Source organism: Xanthomonas sp. (genome assembly GCF_017163755.1).
Lineage (GTDB): Bacteria > Pseudomonadota > Gammaproteobacteria > Xanthomonadales > Xanthomonadaceae > Xanthomonas_A.
On sequence record NZ_JAFIWC010000023.1, the window covers coordinates 21,908 to 36,468 of the forward strand.

General features: G+C 70.9%; 16 protein-coding genes. 3 read left to right on the forward strand and 13 right to left on the reverse strand.

Translation table 11 applies throughout. The features are described from left to right. Position 1: 1 nt before the first annotated feature. The gene (locus JR065_RS15480) at positions 2 to 379 is read left to right on the forward strand and encodes an L-rhamnose mutarotase (RefSeq protein WP_206235200.1); all 378 of its coding nucleotides are present in this window, start codon (positions 2 to 4) and stop codon (positions 377 to 379) included. A 343-nt stretch (positions 380 to 722) separates the two neighbouring features. Here JR065_RS15480 and JR065_RS15485 read toward each other — a convergent pair whose 3' ends face one another. The 10 genes from JR065_RS15485 to JR065_RS15530 all read right to left on the reverse strand — a co-directional run bounded on the left by JR065_RS15485 (position 723) and on the right by JR065_RS15530 (position 9,466). Beyond that, the gene (locus JR065_RS15485; RefSeq protein WP_206235201.1) at positions 723 to 1,874 is read right to left on the reverse strand and encodes an L-lactate dehydrogenase; all 1,152 of its coding nucleotides are present in this window, start codon (positions 1,872 to 1,874) and stop codon (positions 723 to 725) included. A gap of 104 nt (positions 1,875 to 1,978) precedes the next feature. Further along, positions 1,979 to 3,301, reverse strand: a complete 1,323-nt coding sequence (locus JR065_RS15490) for an L-fuconate dehydratase (RefSeq protein ID WP_206235202.1) — start codon at positions 3,299 to 3,301, stop codon at positions 1,979 to 1,981. Positions 3,302 to 3,595: 294 nt separating this feature from the next. After that, on the reverse strand, positions 3,596 to 4,453 hold the full coding sequence (locus JR065_RS15495) for a fumarylacetoacetate hydrolase family protein (protein ID WP_206235203.1): 858 nt from the start codon (positions 4,451 to 4,453) through the stop codon (positions 3,596 to 3,598). 34 nt (positions 4,454 to 4,487) lie between these two features. Then, positions 4,488 to 5,234 carry an SDR family oxidoreductase gene (locus tag JR065_RS15500; protein WP_206235204.1) on the reverse strand — a complete coding sequence of 249 codons (747 nt, stop codon included), beginning with the start codon at positions 5,232 to 5,234 and terminating at the stop codon, positions 4,488 to 4,490. A 50-nt stretch (positions 5,235 to 5,284) separates the two neighbouring features. Continuing rightward, positions 5,285 to 6,139 carry an amidohydrolase family protein gene (locus tag JR065_RS15505; RefSeq protein ID WP_206235205.1) on the reverse strand — a complete coding sequence of 285 codons (855 nt, stop codon included), beginning with the start codon at positions 6,137 to 6,139 and terminating at the stop codon, positions 5,285 to 5,287. Beyond that, positions 6,136 to 7,140: an aldo/keto reductase gene (locus JR065_RS15510; protein WP_206235206.1), complete on the reverse strand. Its 1,005-nt coding sequence runs from the start codon at positions 7,138 to 7,140 to the stop codon at positions 6,136 to 6,138. Before JR065_RS15510 ends, JR065_RS15505 begins: the two co-directional genes overlap by 4 nt. 833 nt (positions 7,141 to 7,973) lie before the next feature. Continuing rightward, a complete protein-coding gene (locus JR065_RS15515) occupies positions 7,974 to 8,189 on the reverse strand; it encodes a hypothetical protein (RefSeq protein ID WP_206235207.1) in 216 nt (71 codons plus the stop codon). A gap of 3 nt (positions 8,190 to 8,192) precedes the next feature. Further along, positions 8,193 to 8,756 carry a peroxiredoxin family protein gene (locus tag JR065_RS15520; protein WP_206235261.1) on the reverse strand — a complete coding sequence of 188 codons (564 nt, stop codon included), beginning with the start codon at positions 8,754 to 8,756 and terminating at the stop codon, positions 8,193 to 8,195. Positions 8,757 to 8,892: 136 nt separating this feature from the next. Continuing rightward, positions 8,893 to 9,030, reverse strand: a complete 138-nt coding sequence (locus tag JR065_RS15525; protein ID WP_206235208.1) for a hypothetical protein — start codon at positions 9,028 to 9,030, stop codon at positions 8,893 to 8,895. Between the two features lie 208 nt (positions 9,031 to 9,238). After that, positions 9,239 to 9,466 (reverse strand): hypothetical protein, encoded by a 228-nt coding sequence (locus tag JR065_RS15530; RefSeq protein ID WP_206235209.1) that lies wholly within the window; start codon positions 9,464 to 9,466, stop codon positions 9,239 to 9,241. A 79-nt stretch (positions 9,467 to 9,545) separates the two neighbouring features. On the opposite strand from JR065_RS15530, the gene JR065_RS15535 reads away from it, so the two are divergent. Together JR065_RS15535 and JR065_RS15540 are read left to right on the forward strand one after the other, a co-directional pair. After that, positions 9,546 to 9,764: a hypothetical protein gene (locus tag JR065_RS15535; protein WP_206235210.1), complete on the forward strand. Its 219-nt coding sequence runs from the start codon at positions 9,546 to 9,548 to the stop codon at positions 9,762 to 9,764. Positions 9,765 to 9,868: 104 nt separating this feature from the next. Then, on the forward strand, positions 9,869 to 10,006 hold the full coding sequence (locus JR065_RS15540) for a hypothetical protein (protein WP_206235266.1): 138 nt from the start codon (positions 9,869 to 9,871) through the stop codon (positions 10,004 to 10,006). Between the two features lie 111 nt (positions 10,007 to 10,117). Here JR065_RS15540 and glpK read toward each other — a convergent pair whose 3' ends face one another. The 3 genes from glpK to glpD all read right to left on the reverse strand — a co-directional run bounded on the left by glpK (position 10,118) and on the right by glpD (position 14,241). Beyond that, on the reverse strand, positions 10,118 to 11,617 hold the full coding sequence (gene glpK, locus JR065_RS15545) for a glycerol kinase GlpK (protein ID WP_206235211.1): 1,500 nt from the start codon (positions 11,615 to 11,617) through the stop codon (positions 10,118 to 10,120). A 91-nt stretch (positions 11,618 to 11,708) separates the two neighbouring features. Beyond that, positions 11,709 to 12,551, reverse strand: coding sequence for an MIP/aquaporin family protein (locus tag JR065_RS15550; RefSeq protein ID WP_206235212.1), 843 nt, complete (start codon positions 12,549 to 12,551; stop codon positions 11,709 to 11,711). A 181-nt stretch (positions 12,552 to 12,732) separates the two neighbouring features. Next, positions 12,733 to 14,241 (reverse strand): glycerol-3-phosphate dehydrogenase, encoded by a 1,509-nt coding sequence (glpD, locus tag JR065_RS15555; RefSeq protein WP_206235213.1) that lies wholly within the window; start codon positions 14,239 to 14,241, stop codon positions 12,733 to 12,735. Positions 14,242 to 14,561 lie beyond the last annotated feature (320 nt).

Sequence of the window (14,561 nt, forward strand, 5' to 3'; positions counted from 1 at the left end):
GATGCCGCGCCACTGCTACGTGCTGGACCTGTACGACGACCCGGCGCTGATCGCCGAATACGAGCGCTGGCATCGCGCCGACACGGTATGGCCGGAGATCGTCGCCTCGCTCCGCGACGCCGGCATCCGCGAACTGGACATCCATCGCTGCGGCGACCGGCTGGTGATGCTGATGGAGGTGGACGAGGACTATTCGCCCGCCGCCAAGGCCGCCGCCGATGCGGCCAACCCGCGCGTGCAGGCCTGGGAAGACCTGATGTGGCGGTTCCAGAAGCCGCTGCCGGGCTCGGCCCCTGGCGAGAAATGGCGCGAGGCGTTGCGCATCTTCTCGCTGCGCGAAGCGCTGGCGGTGCAGGAAGGCCAGCACGGCGAGGCTTGATCGGCGGCTTCGCGGTGGCCGGTTGCTGCTGGCGTCGAGTGCGCGGTGTATCGGATCGGTGCGATGCCGGTGCGATAGCTGCGTCGATCGTCGCGGCTGAAGCCGCTCCTACAAACCTGTGGCCGGATGTGGCGGTGGTGTGGGACGGGGCTTCAGGGCAGGCAATGCCGACGCCGGTGCGATTGCCGCTTCGGTCGTCGCGGCTGAAGCCGCTCCTGCGAAGCCGGCGGTCAGATGCGGCGACGGTGCGGGAGGGCTTCAGTCCGGAAATGCAGTACCGATCCCGGCGAGTGCGCCGCCACGACCGCCGCAGCCGTGGCCGCCGTTCGGGCAAAAAATCGCATCACGCGTGGCGCTGTTGCACCAGCAGATGGCGGCCGGCTTCGCGCACGTCGGTGCAGCCGGTCAGCGACATCGCCACCTCCAGTTCCGCGCGCAGCGTGCCGAGCATCTCGGCCACGCCGGCCTGCCCGCCGGCGCCCAGCGCGTAGGCCCAGGCCTTGCCGACCAGGCAGGCCTGTGCGCCGAGCGCGAGCATGCGCAGGATGTCCAGGCCCGAGCGGATGCCGCCGTCGACCAGTACCGGCACGCGGCCGCCGACTTCGTCCACGATCGGCGGCAGCGCCGCCGCGCTCGACGGCACGCCGTCCAGCTGGCGGCCGCCGTGGTTGGACACCACGATGCCGTCCACGCCCGCCGCCAGCGCCTGGCGCGCATCCTCGCGGTCGAGCATGCCCTTGATCACGATCGGGCCGTCCCAGCGCGCGCGCAGCCATTCCAGCTCGGCCCAGGTCACGGTGGGATCGAAGTTGGCCTTGATCCAGCCGGCGAAGCCGCCGACGCCGCCTTCGCCGATCACCTCCGGCGGGATGTTGCCGAAGCCGTGCGGGCGGCCATGCAGTTGCACGTCCCACAGCCAGGCCGGATGCGTGGCGCCCTGCCAGGCACGCATGCATGCGCCCTTCAGGCCGCCGGGGCCGGACATGCCCGAGCGCAGGTCGCGGTAGCGCGCGCCGGCCACCGGCAGGTCCACGGTCAGCAGCAGCACCGGGCAGCCGGCCGCCTTGGCCCGCTGCAGCAGCGCCTCGCAGAAGCCGCGGTCGCGCACCATGTACAGCTGGAACCACGGCGCCGCGCCGCTGTCGCGCACCACTTCCTCCAGCGCGCAGATGCTCAGCGTGGACAGGCAGAACGGCACGCCCGCCGCATGCGCCGCACGCGCGGCCTGCACTTCGCCGCGGCGCGCGTACATGCCGGCGAAGCCGACCGGCGCCAGCGCCAGCGGCAGGCTCATCGGCTGGCCGAACAGCGTGGTGGCGGTGGTGAGCGAGGAAATGTCGCGCAGCACGCGCTGGCGCAGCGCGATCGCCTTCAGGTCCTCGCGGTTGCGGGCGATGGTGATCTCGTCGTACGAGCCGCCGTCGATGTAGTCGAACAACAGCCGCGGCAGGCGCCGCCGCGCCGCCTCGCGTAGATCGGTAACCGGTCGTCCCATGCTGTCGCTCCCCGTGGCGGCGATGCGCACGCATCGCCGATGTCCAAGCCGTCGTGCCGTCGCGGCGCCGTCGCCAAGACGGCCGCGCGCCGGCAGCGGCGATGCTACGCCTGCGCCTGCGCGGCCAGGTCCGCGCGCCAGAACGGGCCGTCCGGATACAGGAACTGGGTCACCGACTGCGCGTGCATCTCGGCCGAGAAGCCCGGCAGCGTCGGCGCCAGGTATCGGCCGCGCTCGATCCGCACCGGATCGACGAAGTGCTGGTGCAGGTGGTCGACGAACTCGATCGCGCGGTCCTCCATCTTGCCGGTGATGGCGACGAAGTCGGCCATCGCCAGGTGCTGCACCAGTTCGCACAGGCCGACGCCGCCGGCGTGCGGGAACACGCGCACGCCGAACTTCGCCGCCAGCAGCAGGATCGCCAGGTTCTCGTTGACCCCGCCCACGCGCGCGGCGTCGATCTGGATCAGGTCCACCGCACCGGCCTGCAGCAGCTGCTTGAACACCACCCGGTTCTGGGTGTGCTCGCCGGTGGACACCGGCACCGGGGCGATGCCCTGGCGGATCGCGGCGTGGCCGAGCACGTCGTCGGGGCTGGTCGGTTCCTCGATCCAGGCGATGCCGAATTCGGCCAGCTGGCGCATCCACGCGATCGCCGGGCCCACGTCCCAGCGCTGGTTGGCGTCCACCGCCATCGCGATGTCCGGGCCGATCGCCTCGCGCGCCAGCCGGCAGCGGCGGATGTCGTCCTGCACGTCGGCGCCGACCTTGAGCTTGATGGTGCGGAAGCCGTCGGCCACCGCCTCCTTGGCCAGGCGCACCAGCTTCTCGTCGGAATAGCCGAGCCAGCCCGGCGAGGTGGTGTAGGCCGGGTAGCCCTGCTCGAGCAGCGCCTGCGTGCGCGCAGCGCGCTGCGGCTCGGCGGCGCGCAGCATCGCCAGCGCCTCGTCCGGGGTCAACGCATCGGTCAGGTAGCGGAAGTCGATGGTGGCCACCAGCTGCTCCGGCGACAGCTCGGCGATGAAGCGCCACAAGGGCTTGCCGGCGCGGCGCGCGGCCATGTCCCAGGCGGCGTTGATCACCCCGCCGATGGCCATGTGCATCACGCCCTTCTCCGGACCCAGCCAGCGCAGCTGCGAATCGTCGGTGAGGCTGCGCGCGAAGCCGCCCAGGTCGCCGATCACCGCGTCCACGTCGCGCCCGACCACGTGGTGCGACAGCGCCGCGATGGCCGCGCTCTGCACGTCGTTGCCGCGGCCGATGGTGAACACCAGACCGTAGCCGGCCAGGCCGTCGTCGCTATCGGTGCGCAGGCGCAGGTAGGCGGCCGAGTAGTCCGGATCGGGATTCATCGCATCGGAACCGTCCAGTTCGCGCGAGGTGGGGAAACGCACGTCGAAGGTCTCGAGGGCAACGATTCTGCTCATGGGAATCCTGATCGGTGAGGCGATGGAGAAAAAGGAAAATGCAGTGCACAGCGCCCCTCTCCCTCCGGGAGAGGGGTTGGGGGTGAGGGTGCGGACGCCGGCGCGCCTACGGTTGCAAGCGCGGCGCGCAGCCGCCGGTGGCGCATGAGGTGGATCGCGTGGTGGCTTCGCTCCCGACCGTGCCTGGATGCGGGGTCGGGCGGCTTCGCCCCTGCCCTGCCCAGGTGCATGGCCAGGTGGCTTCGCCCCTACCCTCACCCCAACCCCTCTCCCGGGGGGAGAGGGGCTTTAGCTTTACCGTGCGTCGCGTGGGTGGGCCACGACCTGCTGCCGCTGCCGGCCCAGGCCCTGGATCTCCAGCTCCATCACGTCGCCGGGTTTCAGGTACACCGGCGGCTTCTGCCCCAGGCCCACGCCCGGCGGGGTGCCGGTGCTGATCACGTCGCCCGGCATCAGCGTCATGTAGCGGCTGATGTGGCTGACCAGCTCGGCCACGCCGAACACCATCGTGCGCGTGTTGCCGTTCTGGTAGCGATGGCCGTTGACCTCCAGCCACATCGACAGGTTCTGCGGCTCCGGCACCTCGTCGGTGGTGACCAGCCACGGGCCGATCGGGCCGAAGGTGTCGCAGCTCTTGCCCTTGACCCACTGGCCGCCGTGCTCGAGCTGGAACTCGCGCTCGGACAGGTCGTTGATCACCGCGTAGCCGGCGACGTACTGCATCGCTTCCTCCACGCTCACGTCGCGCGCCACGTCGCCGATCACCACCCCCAGCTCCACTTCCCAGTCGCTCTTGACCGAGCCGCGCGGGATCACCACGGTGTCGTTGGGGCCGCTGACCGCGGTGGTGGCCTTCATGAACAGGATCGGCATCTCCGGCACCGCCATGCCTGACTCGGCGGCGTGGTCGGCGTAGTTCAGGCCGACGCAGATGAACTTGCCGATGCGGCCCACCGCCGCGCCATAGCGCACTTCGCCTTCGACCAGCGGCAGCGTGGACGGGTCCAGATCGCGCAGCGTCTGCAGCCCGGCGGCGGTGAGGTGCTCGCCGGCGATGTCGTCGATCACCCCGCCCAGGTCGCGCAGGCGGCCGTCGGCATCCAGCAGGCCCGGACGTTCGCGGCCCGGTTCGCCATAACGCAGCAGTTTCATGGTGTGTCCTCTTGCAATGGGGAAAGTGCAGCGGTCAGTTCGACCAGCCGCCATCGATGATGTGGGTCTGCCCGGTGGTGAACGACGACTCGTCCGAGGCCAGGTACACCACCAGCTGCGCGATCTCACGCGGGTCGCCGAGGCGGCCCATCGGCTGGCGGTCGGTGAAGCTCTTCCACACCGCCTGCTCGTCGCCGCCCAGCGCCTGCACGCGCTGCGCCAGCGACGGGGTCTTGATCGTGCCCGGGCAGATCGCGTTGCAGCGGATGCCCTTGGCCACGTAGTCGGCGGCGATCGCCTTGCTCAGTCCGATCACCGCGGCCTTGGTCACGCCGTAGGCGAAGCGGTTCTGCACGCCCTTGATGCTCGAGGCCACCGAGGACATGTTGACGATGCTGCCGCGGCCCTGTTCCAGCATGCCCGGCAGCACCGCCTGGCACAGGTAGTACATCGCATCGACGTTGATCGCGAACGAGCGCCGCCACGCCGCTTCGTCGCAGTCCAGGATGCTGCCTTGGTGCACGTAGCCGGCGCAGTTGAACAGCACGTCGAACGGCGCGTTCGCCGCGACCAGCGCGGCGATCGCGGCCGGGTCGGTGACGTCCAGCGCCTGCGTGGCGATCGTGCCGGCCTCGGCGGCCAGCGCCTGCAGCGCGGCGGCGTCGATGTCGGTGGCCAGCACCTGCGCGCCTTCGCGCGCGCAGGCCAGCGCGCTCTCGCGGCCGATGCCGGCACCGGCGGCGGTGATCAGGCAGCGCTTGCCCTGCAGCCGGCCGCTCATGCGCGGCTCCGGAAACGGCGATGTGGCGTGGTCATGGGCGAACTCCGCAGTCAGTTGAAGGTGATCGGCTGTGGCAGGCGATAGAAACGCTGCGCGGTGCCGGCGAACACCGCGGCCTCGTGGCCGGCGGCGTGGCGCTCGACCAGCGCGCGCGCCAGTTCGAACCAGTGCGTGTAGTCGCCGCGCTCGGTCAGTACCGGCCAGTCGCTGCCCCACATCACCCGGGTCGGGCCGAAGCTGGCGAACACCTGCGCCACGTAGGGCTCCAGTTCGGGCAGGCCAGCGCCGGGCGCGGCCTGGGTGAGCAGGCCGGACAGCTTGCACAGCACGTTGCCGTGCCGCGCCAGCGGCTCCAGCGCCTCGCGCCACGCGGCGAAGCCGGCGCCGGCGATGTCGGGCTTGGCGGCGTGGTCGAGCACCACGCGCAGCGCGCCATGGCGTTGCAGGCGCGCCTGCAGTGCCGGCAGGTGCAGCGGCGTCACCAGCGCATCGAAGGCCAGGTCGTGGCGCAGCATCGCGTCGAACGCGGCGTCCAGCGACGGCCGCGCCAGCCACTGCGGATCGGCCAGGTCCTGCACCATCGGGCGCAGGCCCTTGAGCCGGCCCTGGGCGCCGTCGCACAGCGAGGCGATGCGCGCGGCGACGTCGCCGGCCTCGAAATCGACCCAGCCGACCACGCCGGCGATGCGCGGCTGTTCGCGCGCCAGCTGCAGCAGGTAGCAGGTCTCGTCCTCGGTGGCCGCCGCCTGCACCGCGATCACCGCGTCCACGCCGTGCGCGTCGAGCGCGGCCATCACGTCGTGCGGGGCGAAGTCGCGGTACAGCGCGGAGAATTCCGGCGTCAGCCAGTCGTAGTCGCCGCGCGCCAGGTGCCAGAAATGCAGGTGCGCATCGACCACTCTCACGGCGTGGGCACCCACGCGTCGAGCAGCCCGTCGGCGCGCAGCGCCTGCCACAGCGCCGCCGGCAGCGGCGCGCGCAGCCGCATCGCGGCGCTGGCCACCTCGTCCGGCGTGCGCATGCCGGCCACCACCGCGCCGACCGCCGGGTGCGCGAGCGGGAACTGCAGCGCCGCCGCGCCCACGTCCACGCCGTGCGCCGCGCACGTGGCGAACAGGCGCTGCGCGTGCCGCAAGGTGGCCGGGTCCACCGGCGCGTAGTTGTAGGTGTCGCCGGGGCCGCGCGCATCGCTCAGCAGGCCGGAGCTGTACGGGCCGGCGACGAGGATGCCGACCTGGCGCTGCAGCGCCAGGTCCATGATGCGCCGCGCCGCGTGCTGTTCGAGCAGGGTGTAGCGCCCGGCCAGCATCACGCAGTCCAGCGCGAACAACGGCATCAGTTCGACCGCGATGTCCTCTTCGTTGACGCCGATGCCGATCGCGCGGCAGGCGCCGGCGGCCTTGAGTTCGGCCATCGCCGGCAGCGCCTCGTCCAGCGCCTGGCGCAGCACCGCCTCGTGGCGCTCGCCGTGGGTCAGGCGGCCGATGTCGTGCAGCAGCAGCACGTCGACGTGGTCGGTGCCCAGCCGCTGCAGGCTGGACTCGAACGCGCGCAGCACGCCGTCGCGGCTGTAGTCGAACTCGGCGCGGCGCCCGGCCACGGCGAAGCCGTCGCGGCCCGGCGCGGCACCGGCGTCGTCGTACAGGCGGCGGCCGACCTTGGTCGAAAGCGTGTAGCTGGCGCGCGGCACGCCGCGCAGGCCGCGGCCGAGCCGGCTCTCGCTGAGGCCGTAGCCGTAGTAGGGTGCGGTGTCGAAGTGGCGGATGCCGGCGGCATGCGCGGCGGCGACCGCGGCCAGCGCCACGGCGTCGTCCACCTCGGCGTACAGGTTGCCGATCGGCGCGGCGCCGAAGCCCAGCGGCGAAAGCTGCACCGCGGTGGCGCCCAGGCGCCGCGTCGCGCTCATGCCCGCGCTCCCGCGCCGCCGGCAGGGGCAGCGCACGCGCGTGCAGGGACACAATGGCAAGGCCTGGGCATCGATCACGTCCACGAGCCAGCGGAGGCCGGCATGTTCGCATATGAATATGGCAATCATGAGTGAACATGACACGCTGCACTGCAACATGCCGTGCGGGCCTTGGCGACAGTGCAGAGCACCTCGGCCTGGCCAACGCGTCGTGCGCCGGCGTCCCGGTACCCGCTGGCTCACGACGCGACGTGGCTCACCGCGCCCGCCCGCCTGCATGGGAGGGCTGCCGCCGTTCTACCACCACAAGGCGCAGGTCGGGGCGCTGGCCAGCGGGGCAGGCCCACGAACAGTCGGACACGACCGACGCGCCGCTGCTCATCGCCGCAGCCGCGGCGCAACGGCCGCCTTCGTCACCATCATGTCGGCGATCTGCCAAGTGATCAGGGCCGGCGCGCCGGTGCGCGCCTGATCTAATCGGACCTGGATCTCAGGGAACCCTATTCCACTGTCGACGCCAGGCGGCGACGTGCGCGTTCGACGAGGCCGTCAGTGGAGGCTGCATCCGGCTGCACGGGATGCCCGGCAGATATCAAGCGGTGCGGCAGCCTTCTACGGGACTGCAGCCCGATCCCGGCGTCAGGACGGTGCACCGGCGTCGCGCGACTTCAATGCCTGCGCAGGCCAGGCAACGCACCGGGCGCGCTTGCGCGCCGATCGCACCGCGTTGGCGCGTGCGGGACGCGCGCGAGACGATGTAGGCATGGCCGCGCATGGCCGGTATCACGCGGGTACGGAAAAAAAAACGGGGCCACAGCGGGCCCCGTCTTCGTTCAACCGCAACAGTAGCACTGCAGCGGCTGGCCCGGTCCGCCGGGCCCCAGGTCGCCGCCGAACGGCGCGCATTCCTGCTGGCACGCCCAGGCACTGCAGGCGGCCTTCGTCTCCGCGCCATCGCCCGCCACCGCCTGCATCGCGCCGAAGCCCATGCTGGTCAGAAACAAGGCCGCGACGATCCCGTTACGCAACGACATCCAACGCTGTTTCATCACTCACTCCTCGACATTGGCCAAGGCCGCCGGCGCGTCCGTGCGTCGCACTGCGGCCAGAAGGTCCTGCACCCGCTCCGTGGTATCGAAGGCGCCGACGCGCGCGTGGCGCACGCGGCCGTCGCGGTCCAGCGCCAGCATCAGCGGCACGTTGCGCGCGCGGAACAGCATCAGCGCGCGGCGGTCGGTGAGCGTGGCTACCGGGAAGTCGAAGCGGTGCTCGGCGGCGTAGCGGCGCGCCTGCGCCGGCGCGCAGTGGCACACCCCGATCAGCTGCGCGCGGCCGCCACTCTCGGCATCGATGCGCTGCGCGGCCTGCACCACGCTGGGCGCCGAGCGCTTGCAGTACGGGCAGTTCGGAGTGAAGAAGTACAGCACCTGGAACTGCGCCGCCGGCGTGCCGAGCACATGGGTCGCGCCGTCGAGCGCGGTCACCGCGATCTGCGGCACGTACATGCCCAGGTACGGCTCGGTGGTGCGCGCGACGAACCATTGCCGTTCCTCGCGCAGCTGGCGGTTCTGCCATGCCAGCACGGCCACCAGCGCGCAGGCGCCCAGCAAGCCCAACCAGACCCAGGGAAAGCGACGTGCCATGCCGGAAGCGTCCTGTGCCGTGACCGGACTGCAGGCTGCGCAAGCCGGCGCCCGCGGTCAATGCGTCGCGTGCGCTTTCATGCGACGCATTGCGACGCTGGGGAACAGGTCACGCGCCGACTGGAATGGAAGCGGCGCTTGCGCAGCGGCCGATGCCGGCCGCCGGATCCGGCAGCCGCCAGGATTCGCTCGGCGCATCGCCGCGCAGCGTGCGCACCTGCCCCCACCCGGGCAGGTTGGCCAGCAAGGCTTCCGACAGGCGTCGGCGGCGCGCGCCGTCAGCGCCACGGCGGCGGATCGATAGACCAGAGAGACTCCCCGATCGACAGAGGGAGGCCGGCGAGTTGAGCGCGGCGGTCGCGATGCTTCGCCTGCCGCCTGCCGCCTGCTGCCTGCCGCCGGCGGCCAACGGACTGCGGCAGCCGGCCTGAGCACCGCGCCGGCGGAGCATGCGCTCACCGCTGCGCCGGCTTCGTCGGCTTCGTCGGCTTCGTCGGCTTCGTCGGCTTCGTCGGCTTCGTCGGCGCGACGATACCGTACCGTGCGGCATGACGTGGTGCGCCATCGGCGAATACGCCGCCGGCGTCGAGCAATCGCCATCGTCGATGATCGATGCACACGTAACGGCACGGGTGCGTGCGCGCCGCGCCACGTCGATGGCGTGCGGCGGCGGCGTTCTTCATCCGCCCTTGCCGTTGGCTTCACGTGCCGCGTCCGCCGCGGCGCGCACGGTACGCCCTGGCCCAGAATCGCGAGACGCCCATGCAGATGCACAATCCCAACCCAGGACAGGACCCGCAGCGGCCGCCGGACCAGGTGCCGGGCCAGGTCCCCAACCCCGGCGTGGACCCGACACCGGACCGGCCGGTGGATCCGATTCCCGACCAGCCGATCGACCCGACCATTCCGCCGATCAGCGACCCGGTCGGCGATGTCGACGCGCCGGTACCCGGTCCGCGCGGGCCGACGCAGTACGTATAGCGCTCGGCCTCAGCCTTCCCTGTAGGAGCGGCTTCAGCCGCGACCGGCATGTTCGGTAAAAGCCCCGCGGTCGCGGCTGAAGCCGCTCCTACAGGAAGCATCGAATGCGAGGCCCATCGTCTCCCGGCGTGGATCCGATTCCCGACCAGCCGATCGACCCGACCATTCCACCGATCAGCGACCCGGTCGGCGATGTCGACGCGCCGGTACCCGGTCCGCGCGGGCCGACACAGTACGTGTAGCGCTCGCCTCAGCCTTCCTTGTAGGAGCGGCTTCAGCCGCGACCCGGGCATTACCGGTAAAGCCGCGGTCGCGGCTGAAGCCGCTCCTACAGGAAGCGGGAAGCATCGCTGTCAGCGGATGCGAAAACCCATCGTCGCTTCCACCGCCTGCTTCCAGCCCGCGTACAGCGCCTCGCGGCGCTCGGCCGGCATGTCCGGCTCGAAGCGGCGGTCCACCGCCCACTGCTGCGCGATCTCCTCGCGGCTGGACCAGAACCCGGTGGCCAGCCCGGCCAGGTACGCGGCGCCCAGCGCGGTGGTTTCGGCCACCTGCGGGCGCAGCACCGGCACGTCGAGGATGTCGCTCTGGAACTGGGCCATGAAGTCGTTGCTGATCGCGCCGCCGTCGGCGCGCAGCTCCTTCAGCTCGATGCCCGAATCGACCTGCATCGCGGTCAGCACGTCGCGGGTCTGGTAGGCCATCGATTCGATCGCCGCGCGCACGAAATGCTCCTTGGTGGTGCCACGGGTCAGGCCGAACACCGCGCCGCGGATGTCGCTGCGCCAATACGGCGCGCCCAGGCCGACGAAGGCCGGCACGAAGTACACCCCGTCGTTGTCGCCGGCGCGCTCGGCGTAGGCCTGCGAGTCGCTGGCCTTGCCGAACATGCGCAGGCCGTCGCGCAGCCACTGCACCACCGAGCCGGCGACGAAGATCGCCCCTTCCAGCGCGTACTCGACCTTGCCGTCCACGCCCCAGGCGATGGTGGTGAGCAGCCCGTTGTCCGACGCCACCGCCTTCTCGCCGGTGTTCATCAGCATGAAGCAGCCGGTGCCGTAGGTGTTCTTGGCCATGCCCGGCTCGAAGCAGGCCTGGCCGAACAGCGCCGCCTGCTGGTCGCCGGCGACGCCGGCGATCGGCACTTCGTGGCCGTAGAAGTACTGGCCCTGGGTGTGGCCGTAGATCTCGCTGGAGGAACGCACCTCCGGCAGCATCGACTTGGGCACGTCGAGCATCGCCAGCAGTTCGTCGTCCCAGCGCAGCTCGTGGATGTTGTACATCAGCGTGCGCGAGGCGTTGGTGTAGTCGGTGACGTGCACCTTGCCGCCGGTGAGGTTCCAGATCAGCCAGCTGTCGATGGTGCCGAACGCCAGCTCGCCGCGCTGCGCGCGCTCGCGCGCGCCCTCGACGTGGTCGAGGATCCACTTGACCTTGGTGCCGGAGAAATACGCGTCGATCAGCAGCCCGGTCTTGGCCCGCACCATGTCGGCGTGGCCGTCGGTCTGCAGCTGTTCGCAGATGTCCTTGGTCTGCCGCGACTGCCAGACGATGGCGTTGTAGATCGGCTGGCCGGTGGCGCGGTCCCACACCACCGCGGTCTCGCGCTGGTTGGTGATGCCGATGCCGGCGATCGCGCGCGCGTCCACCTGCTGGTTGTTGAGCAGCTCGGTGATCGTGGTGTACACGCTGGTCATGATCTCGCGCGGGTTGTGCTCGACCCAGCCCGGCTGCGGGAAGATCTGCCCGAACTCGCGCTGCGCCATGCCGGCGATCTGGCCCTTGCGGTCGAACAGGATCGCGCGCGAACTGGTGGTGCCCTGGTCGATCGCCAGGATGAATTGCTTGTCCATCGGTGCTTCCTCGTGGGGGCGCCGCGCTGCGCGGGCGCCGAAACAGGGGCGAAGGCCGCCGCGGCGCGAACGCGCGCCGGCGGCCGGTTGCTCAACGGATGGAGGCGTCCTGCTGCCCGGCGGCGCGCTGCGTGCGCTCCAGTTCCAGCGCCTTCACCCGTGCCGGCAGGAACGGATAGATCAGCCACTGGTAGGCCGCCGCGCCGACCACGCCCCCGAGCAGCGGGCCGACGATGGGAATCCACCAGTAGCCGTCCTTGCCGGGCAGCGCCGAGGGGCCCCAGCCGGCGAGGAAGGCGAACAGGCGCGGGCCGAAGTCGCGCGCCGGGTTGATCGCCCAGGCTTCCAGGTAGCCCATCGAGGCGCCGATCGTGGCCACCAGCAGGCCGATGATCAACGCGCCGGAATTGGCGGTGGGCGCGGACTCGTTGTAGCGCTCGGTGATGGCGAAGATGCCGAACACCAGGAACGCGGTCAGGATCACCTGGTCGCCCAGCGCGTGCATCGGCGTGACCGCCAGCCCGGGCGAGGTGAAGAACACGCCGGCCGCGCCGCCCGCCTCGCGCGTCAGTTGCTGGGCCTGGTTGAAGTGGTCGATGACCGGCCCGTACAGCTGGTACACGATCACCGCGCCGAGGAAGGCGCCGATCACCTGCGCGATCCAGTACGGCAGCACCTTCTTCCACGAAAAGCCGCGGAACAGCGCCAGCGCCAGCGTCACCGCCGGGTTGGCGTGGGTGCCGGACACCGAGCCGGTGACGTAGATGGCGATCGTCACCGCCAGGCCCCAGGCGATGCACACGCCCCAGTAGGCGTTCTGGTAGGGACTGGGGTCGTAGAGGATGTACATCGCCGCCACCGAGTCGCCGAAGGCGATGATGATCAGCATCGCGATCGCCTCGGAGATCAGTTCGCCAAGCAGCTGGCGGTTCATGCCGTTGTCTCCGGCCGTTGCGTGCAGGCGGCGCCTGCCGGGTTCTTCAGCCTGCTCGATTCGATCGTCATACCGGTTGCCCTCCACGGTTGATCCAGGATGCGGCCCCGAGCCGGCGGCCGCTGCGTGTTGCCTAACCACTACCGCGCGTGCGCCCTCCGGCCGCCACGCGCAATGCCGTTCATGCCGGCGCCGCCTGCGGCGTCGCCGTGCGCAGGTACTCTTCCAGGCGCTGGCGGCCGGCCACGTCCACGCGCAGGCCGAGCTTGCTGCGCCGCCACAGCAGATCCTCGGCGCGGGTCACCCATTCGTGCGCGCGCAGGTAGTCCACCTCGGCCTGGTACAGGTCGGCGCCGAAGTGCTCGCCCAGGTCGGCCAGCGACGCCGCGCCGGCGAGCAGCGCTTCGGCGCGGGTGCCGTAGTTGCGCGCCAGGCGCGCCGCGCTCGCCTCGGCCAGCCACGGCCGCGCCGCGCGCAGTTCGCGGGCCAGCGCGTCGATGTCGCGGCGCTCGCCGCCGGGCAGCGCGGCGCCGTGCGCGGTCCACGCCGGCGCCTTGCGTCCGAGTTGCGCGGCGAGCCGGTCCACCGCCTCCTCGGCCAGCCGGCGGTAGGTGGTGAGCTTGCCGCCGAACACGTTGAGCAACGCCGCGCCGCCCTTCGCATCGAGTTCGAGCAGGTAGTCGCGGGTGACCTCGGCGGCATTGTCTTCCTCGTCGTCGAGCAGCGGGCGCACGCCGCTGTAGCTCCACACCACGTCGGCCGGCGCGATCTGCTTGATGAAGTAGCGGTTCGCCGCCTCGCACAGGTAGCGCGTCTCGTCGGCGTCGATCTTCGGCGCCGACGGATCGTCGCGGTAGTCCACGTCGGTGGTGCCGATCAGGGTGAAGTCGTGTTCGTAGGGAATGGCGAACACGATGCGCCGGTCAGGTTGCTGGAAGATGTAGGCGTGGTCGTGGTCGAACAGCCGCGGCACCACGATGTGGCTGCCCTTGACCAGGCGCAGCGCATGGTCGTGGCCGACCTGGGCCACGTCGTCGAGGAACTGCACCGCCCACGGCCCGGCGGCATTGACCAGCGCGCGGGCCTGCACCTGCACGCGGACGCCGTCGGCCCGCTCCAGTTCGGCGTGCCACAGCTCGGCCTGCCGCCGCGCACCGACGCAACGCGTGCGGGTGAGGATCTTCGCGCCGCGCTGCGCGGCGTCCATCGCGTTGAGCACCACCAGCCGCGCGTCCTGCACCCAGGCGTCGGAGTAGACGAAGCCGGTGCGGAATTCCTCGCGCAACGGCGCGCCGACCGGGTCCGAGCGCAGCGCCAGGCGCCGCGAACCGGGCAGGGTGCGGCGGCCGCGGCCCAGGTGGTCGTACAGGAACAGGCCGGTGCGGATCATCCACGCCGGGCGCAGGTGCGGCTGGTGCGGCAGCAGGAAGCGCAGCGGCCAGATGATGTGCGGCGCCAGGCGCAGCAGCACCTCGCGCTCGGCCAGGGCCTTGCCGACCAGGGCGAACTCGTACTGCTCCAGGTAGCGCAGCCCGCCATGGATCAGCTTGGTGCTGGCGCTGGAGGTGTGCGAGGCCAGGTCGTCGCGCTCGCACAGGCACACCGACAGCCCGCGCCCGACCGCGTCGCGGGCGATGCCCACCCCGTTGATGCCGCCGCCCACCACCAGCACGTCGTAGATTTCCGCCACTTTGCCGCCTCCGGAATGCCTTGCCTGCGCGTCCGACGGCTACAGGCCGACGACGCGAAAGATCATAAACGAACATTTTCGAACATAGCACGCTGCACTGCAGCGTGGCTGTGAAGTGGCGGATTTCTTGCTTGCCGCGGGCAGATGGGGTTCAGCCGGCTGAAGAAAGGACACGCCACGGCGCATCAGAGTCGGCGCAGCGCTAGCGTTCCGTGAAAAATCCGGAAAATACGATCAACAACGCTCATAAACGCACATGCGCCAACGCAGCGCCGGTGTGGGCGGCAGGAAGCGACCAACGCGCGTGCGTGCTGCGCGCC

What these genes read in the sequence shown, in the direction of transcription:
- JR065_RS15480 (WP_206235200.1), top strand. Translation starts at nt 2, where the DNA reads ATGCCGCGCCACTGCTACGTGCTGGACCTGTACGACGACCCGGCGCTG.
- JR065_RS15485 (WP_206235201.1), bottom strand. Translation starts at nt 1,874, where the DNA reads ATGGGACGACCGGTTACCGATCTACGCGAGGCGGCGCGGCGGCGCCTG.
- JR065_RS15490 (WP_206235202.1), bottom strand. Translation starts at nt 3,301, where the DNA reads ATGAGCAGAATCGTTGCCCTCGAGACCTTCGACGTGCGTTTCCCCACC.
- JR065_RS15495 (WP_206235203.1), bottom strand. Translation starts at nt 4,453, where the DNA reads ATGAAACTGCTGCGTTATGGCGAACCGGGCCGCGAACGTCCGGGCCTG.
- JR065_RS15500 (WP_206235204.1), bottom strand. Translation starts at nt 5,234, where the DNA reads ATGAGCGGCCGGCTGCAGGGCAAGCGCTGCCTGATCACCGCCGCCGGT.
- JR065_RS15510 (WP_206235206.1), bottom strand. Translation starts at nt 7,140, where the DNA reads ATGAGCGCGACGCGGCGCCTGGGCGCCACCGCGGTGCAGCTTTCGCCG.
- JR065_RS15515 (WP_206235207.1), bottom strand. Translation starts at nt 8,189, where the DNA reads ATGAAACAGCGTTGGATGTCGTTGCGTAACGGGATCGTCGCGGCCTTG.
- JR065_RS15530 (WP_206235209.1), bottom strand. Translation starts at nt 9,466, where the DNA reads ATGAAGAACGCCGCCGCCGCACGCCATCGACGTGGCGCGGCGCGCACG.
- JR065_RS15535 (WP_206235210.1), top strand. Translation starts at nt 9,546, where the DNA reads ATGCAGATGCACAATCCCAACCCAGGACAGGACCCGCAGCGGCCGCCG.
- JR065_RS15540 (WP_206235266.1), top strand. Translation starts at nt 9,869, where the DNA reads ATGCGAGGCCCATCGTCTCCCGGCGTGGATCCGATTCCCGACCAGCCG.
- glpK (WP_206235211.1), bottom strand. Translation starts at nt 11,617, where the DNA reads ATGGACAAGCAATTCATCCTGGCGATCGACCAGGGCACCACCAGTTCG.
- JR065_RS15550 (WP_206235212.1), bottom strand. Translation starts at nt 12,551, where the DNA reads ATGAACCGCCAGCTGCTTGGCGAACTGATCTCCGAGGCGATCGCGATG.